Origin of the sequence: Arcicella gelida, from assembly GCF_034931025.1 — a bacterium.
Classification (GTDB): domain Bacteria; phylum Bacteroidota; class Bacteroidia; order Cytophagales; family Spirosomataceae; genus Arcicella; species Arcicella gelida.
This window is the reverse complement of record NZ_JAYGIL010000064.1, coordinates 1-5,783: the sequence shown is the minus strand read 5'-3', so window position 1 is coordinate 5,783 and position 5,783 is coordinate 1. Positions and strand designations below refer to the sequence as shown.

The 5,783-nt window shown below is 30.8% G+C and carries 5 protein-coding genes; all 5 read right to left on the bottom strand.

Annotated features, from left to right (window positions below; translation table 11 throughout):
* Positions 1–78: 78 nt before the first annotated feature.
* Positions 79–309: a hypothetical protein gene (locus VB776_RS24365; protein WP_323699454.1), complete on the bottom strand. Its 231-nt coding sequence runs from the start codon at positions 307–309 to the stop codon at positions 79–81.
* Positions 310–758: 449 nt separating this feature from the next.
* Positions 759–1,292 carry a hypothetical protein gene (locus VB776_RS24360; protein ID WP_323699453.1) on the bottom strand — a complete coding sequence of 178 codons (534 nt, stop codon included), beginning with the start codon at positions 1,290–1,292 and terminating at the stop codon, positions 759–761.
* Positions 1,252–2,829 carry a hypothetical protein gene (locus VB776_RS24355; RefSeq protein ID WP_323699452.1) on the bottom strand — a complete coding sequence of 526 codons (1,578 nt, stop codon included), beginning with the start codon at positions 2,827–2,829 and terminating at the stop codon, positions 1,252–1,254. The genes VB776_RS24360 and VB776_RS24355 overlap by 41 nt, the downstream gene beginning before the upstream one ends.
* A 534-nt stretch (positions 2,830–3,363) precedes the next feature.
* Entirely contained in the window at positions 3,364–4,974 is a 1,611-nt protein-coding gene (locus tag VB776_RS24350; RefSeq protein WP_323699451.1) for a hypothetical protein, read from the bottom strand.
* Between the two features lie 136 nt (positions 4,975–5,110).
* On the bottom strand, positions 5,111–5,590 hold the full coding sequence (locus tag VB776_RS24345) for a Crp/Fnr family transcriptional regulator (RefSeq protein ID WP_323699450.1): 480 nt from the start codon (positions 5,588–5,590) through the stop codon (positions 5,111–5,113).
* Positions 5,591–5,783 lie beyond the last annotated feature (193 nt).

Here is a 5,783-nt window from a genome sequence, read left to right as displayed (position 1 = left end):
CAGTATTTCCTCTTTAAAATCAGGCTCGTAATGTGCGTGTGATTTCTTGGGTTTCTTTAATTCCATTTTCCGCATTTTTTATGCAAAAAAGTGTGCCGTTTTTTTGAACCACCTCAGTTTACTATCAATTCTAAAATATTCTATTCCTATTAAATAATTAAGGCTAAAAACTTTTTGTTTTTCTAAAGAATTTGGATGAGCTCTTTGTGCTTTTTCATTTAGCTTTTCGGGGGATATAATTATTTTTTGTGAATACAATTGTGTATGCACTATTGCAGAAAAGAGCATATAAAGAAGATATTTATTCATAATTAGTTTTATTTTAGATGCTGTTTTAATCACTTAATTACAATAGTGTCCGAAAGTCTTGTTTTTATAATTATCCTTTGTTTCAAAATAGTTACTACTTGAAATCCCATATTGATTTAACAAATCATTAAACCAGTCATACCCTTATAATCCTCCCATAGAAAGAACAACAGCATCATGGTTAGAAATCTCATAATTGGATTTAAGATAGTCAGCCATTAAATCAATATATTTTTTTTCATTTCATTATGTTGTAAATTATTATTACCTACTAACGGTTTCCCAAAACTATTCATGTAAGCGTGTAATGCTTCATGAATTACAGTAGAAGCTGTGTATTCTTTACTATAGTTTTCATGGCGATTACTTATAGTTATTTCAACAGTAAAATTTGTACCACTTCCATATGGACGAGTGTCGGCATCAGCAGAAATATTTACAGCTTTAATTTATTGTCCAGCCCATAATCTAAGTGGAGGCAAAAGAATTAGGCTGTCTTTGATAAGATAATTTTTGTTTGGGAAATAGTCTTTCGTCTCTTGTGTGCATAATAAGTCGATTGTGTTTTCTAACCCTTCTAAATATTTAGAGGTACGATTTGTAATATAAGTTGAATACACTTTAAGTTGAAACCACCTTATTACATTTATATCTTGTTCAGAAAATGGCTTGAAAATCAACCTTTTAATTTCAACTATTTGAAGGCTATCTGCTGTTTTACCTACATTGCCTGTACAGATGACAGAATCTACTTTACCTTCACTAGAAACCCTAAATTTATAAATAGCCATTCCTGTAGGATAATTTCTTTGAAGACATTTTAACTTGAGAACTTTGCTGATAGGTTTTCCATCAATAAGTTCTGGTATAATATAATTGCTCTGTGCAACTAATTGAGTAAAAGATAAAATTAAAATAATTACAGATAAAATAGTAATATATCTAGTTGCAATGTGTCCCAGGTGAATTTTGACGTGTTCCATTTAAGTTTTTATATTTACTGTTTATTAGAGTTATATTAGTTCTTTCAGATTCAGTTAATTGATTCCAAGCAGTTGTTTCGTGTAATCCTCCCCATGCTAATGCTTTTGCATCTGTTTCGTTTAATAAATATATAAACATCAATGCTCTAGCCATTGGATTAATATATGAATTTGCCATTTCAATATGATTTAATAAATTACCCATCTTCCCCTGTGCACTAAGCTGTGCATGAATAATTTCGTGCATCATTGTAACAGCAATATACTCCTTCGAAGCACCTTTAAGGGCTTCATTATTCAAGGTTACATTGTAATTATTGGCATTAAGTCTATGATGATCACCATCTAATGCAGCATCACCTAGATTAAGATTTTCAAAAATTAAGTTGAGTGATGATGAAGCATCAAAATTGGCTAAAATTTCTGTTGCAGTTGTTTTCCAATTATTATTTCTTAAATCTTGTAGAGTATTAGAGAAACAAGGGTCAGTAAAATTATCTTCTATTTTATTTGTTAATTCATTCTCATCAGTAGTCCCCGTATTATCTCCACATCTACCTCCATTTGGGCAGTAAACACAATTACCATAGGCATCTTTAATAAATCCATATCCACAAGATGGTTCATAAGATGGTTCATTACAATAGGTTCCATACATTTCACATGCATATTCTTCAAAACTTCCGTACCCAGCCCATTCATCTATATTAATACCATCACAGGTAGTTACAATGTAAGATAAACTATAATCATTTTCTTCAACTAAATCCCATTCTGGGCTACTACAACCGCCAAAATACATACTTGGAGGAGATGTACATCCATTTTTATCATAACTATAGAAATAAGAGCCATATACTTTTATTTCTTGAAAAGGAGGGCGTGGTATAGGGCAAGTAACAACTGCAGAAAAGAAACACTCAAAAACATAATCTGTATAAGTATCTTCTACACAGTCTGGTATTTCCCCATAAGCAATTCTTCCATTTTTAATAATGTTCAAAGTATTTTTGGAAGTAAATCTATTTATTACTTTACCATTTTTGATTTTCCATCCTTTAACCAAAGTTCCTTTCCAAGTAGTCATTCTTATTGTTCCTGAAAAAGGTTTTTTCTTTGCTTCATCTGAATCATCATCTGGAATAACTTGTAAAATATAAGCTACTTTTTCACCTTTTTCATCTTCTCTGATGATAAGTTTCATTGGCGGTGTTTTTACTTCATGTCCACTGCTGACATCTATAAATTGCTGATGTTTTAATGGAATCATGAAGTAATCTTTTCCAGATTTTGCTTCATTGATTTTGACATTATTCCAATCAATTTCTACATCATCTAAGGCAAATCCTCCATTTTTTCTTGCTGCGGCTACATTCAATACTTTTTTTTCAAACCACTGTTTTGTGTTGGCAATCCTACTTTCATTATTTTGTTGTTTGGGGTCTATATCTACATTTTTACAAGAAAGAACAAAAATGTTTAAGATACAGAAACATAGAATAAAAAGCTGACGTTTAGTAAAGTGTAAATTACTCATAGTTAATAAAGATTAGATTTTAAAAAGTGAAAAAGGATAAATAAGCTTTTCTGTTTTTTGTTAAAGAACAGAAAGTATTATTTATCCTTAAAATTCTACTTTTAGAAAATGAAATCCTTTGATAAATATCAAAAAGTCATTTTGTCTTTGCTCTAATTCTTGATAAATACTCTTAGCGAATACACTAACTAGTCTTTTTCTCAGACTTACATCTTAAAAGCAACTAACTCTTTAATCTTGACGCTATTTTTTTAAGTAGCCAACTAAATAAAGCAAAGCCAATAGACCGCTCTAATAAAGCAAGTTCTAAAGCAAAAACACCTACAGTGAAAGATTTTCCGTTTTCATTTTGTAAATAAAAATACATGCCCCACATAGTGTAAAAAAAACAAATAGCAAAAACTACATAGAAGCTAAATGAAATCCAGAAGTGATTACTCTTTTGGATGCTTTTCCAATTATAATATGAGAAAGTCCAGCAGATGAGTACAACAAGAATTGCAATTATAATATGTATCATAGTTTCATTTAATATTAATTACATGGACCAGAACTTAAAGGGGCATTTCCTCCATTCTTATTTATATGATTACCCGTTTGCAATCTTAAATCATAGCCTAATTGTCCGGGAGCTTGTCCATCTCCTAAAGCAAAAGGGAAAGATGTCTCATTTTGAGGTATAGTAATACCTGCTGCAGAACAGATATAAGTAGCTGCGTTCGTACAGTTATACTCAGAGATATTATACAGTTGTGAACCTTGATAAATAGCCCCATTAATTGCTTGTGAAAACTGACTTGGAGAAAGAGTATATGAAGCAGAAACTGTAAAGTGATCGCCTCCATTATCTGCAAGGTGTGATTGTACATAATTTGTTGTAATATTATTAGGATAGAAGCCAACAACTTGCCTTACCACATTTCCTGAAGTTATTTTCTCTAAACCAATATATGTATGACCAACATTAAAAATCTCTGACACAGTTTTCCCAGAACCAGCCACTGGCTCATCTACATAAATAGTTAACTTATAGGTAGATGAATTATCAATTACCCCAAAACAGTTTATATACTTTTGAATGTTTATTGCTTCATGGTCTTGTCCAGGAATATATAATTGAGATATTGATGTTTCATTAGTAGTCCCCGTATTATCTCCACATCTACCTCCATTTGGGCAGTAAACACAATTACCATAGGCATCTTTAATAAATCCATATCCACAAGATGGTTCATAAGATGGTTCATCACAATAGGTTCCATACATTTCACATGCATATTCTTCAAAACTTCCGTACCCAGCCCATTCATCTATATTAATACCATCACAGGTAGTTACAATGTAAGATAAACTATAATCATTTTCTTCAACTAAATCCCATTCTGGGCTACTACAACCGCCAAAATACATACTTGGAGGAGATGTACATCCATTTTTATCATAACTATAGAAATAAGAGCCATATACTTTTATTTCTTGAAAAGGAGGGCGTGGTATAGGGCAAGTAACAACTGCAGAAAAGAAACACTCAAAAACATAATCTGTATAAGTATCTTCTACACAGTCTGGTATTTCCCCATAAGCAGTTCTTCCATTTTTAATAATGTTCAAAGTATTTTTGGAAGTAAATCTATTTATTACTTTACCATTTTTGATTTTCCATCCTTTAACCAAAGTTCCTTTCCAAGTAGTCATTCTTACTGTTCCTGAAAAAGGTTTTTTCTTTGCTTCATCTGAATCATCATCTGGAATAACTTGTAAAATATAAGCTACTTTTTCACCTTTTTCATCTTCTCTGATGATAAGTTTCATTGGCGGTGTTTTTACTTCATGTCCACTGCTGACATCTATAAATTGCTGATGTTTTAATGGAATCATGAAGTAATCTTTTCCAGATTTTGCTTCATTGATTTTGACATTATTCCAATCAATTTCTACATCATCTAAGGCAAATCCTCCATTTTTTCTTGCTGCGGCTACATTCAATACTTTTTTTTCAAACCACTGTTTTGTGTTAGCAATCCTACTTTCATTATTTTGTTGTTTGGGGTCTATATCTACATTTTTACAAGAAAGAACAAAAATGTTTAAGATACAGAAACATAGAATAAAAAGCTGACGTTTAGTAAAGTGTAAATTACTCATAGTTAATAAAGATTAGATTTTAAAAAGTGAAAAAGGATAAATAAGCTTTTCTGTTTTTTGTTAAAGAACAGAAAGTATTATTTATCCTCAAAATTCTACTTTTAGAAAATGAAATCCTTTGATAAATATCAAAAAGTCATTTTGTCTTTGCTCTAATTCTTGATAAATGTTCTTGACTAATGCCTAAGTAAGAAGCTATATTTCCTAATTTAGCTCTTTTAAAAACATCTGGCATTTGTTGAATCAATCTATCATATCTTTCTTCTGCATTGCAAAAGGCAAATAATTTCATTCGTTCATCTAATAGTAAATAGTTGTGAGTTATTAAAATCCTTCCAATTCGTTCAATTTCTGGATACAAATTAAAAATGGGCTCAAGGCTTGCATAATGTAATGTCCAAATAATAGAATCTTCTAAAAATTCAATATTATAATCTGTAGTTAGCCCTGTAAACAAACTATCAATGGCACTTACTATCATAGTTTCATTAGCAAACCATGCTGTTACATCTTTACCATCTTTGTAGTAGAAAACACGTCCAAATCCAGATTCAATTAAATAGAAATGCTCACAAACTTCTCCATTTCTAAGAATAATATCACCTTTTTGAACCACTTTTTTAGTCGTTATTTTTCCTATTTCCTTTTTACAAGATTCCGATATTGGGTGAATGTTGTTAATAAAATTAATACTCTACCCGAAGGTTTTTGTAAATATTTGATTATGAGACACTTGAATATTTGTCCATTTGGTGAATATATTAATACATTCAGTCCAGAGTTGCATAAAGGTTTTGGTAGGATTCTTT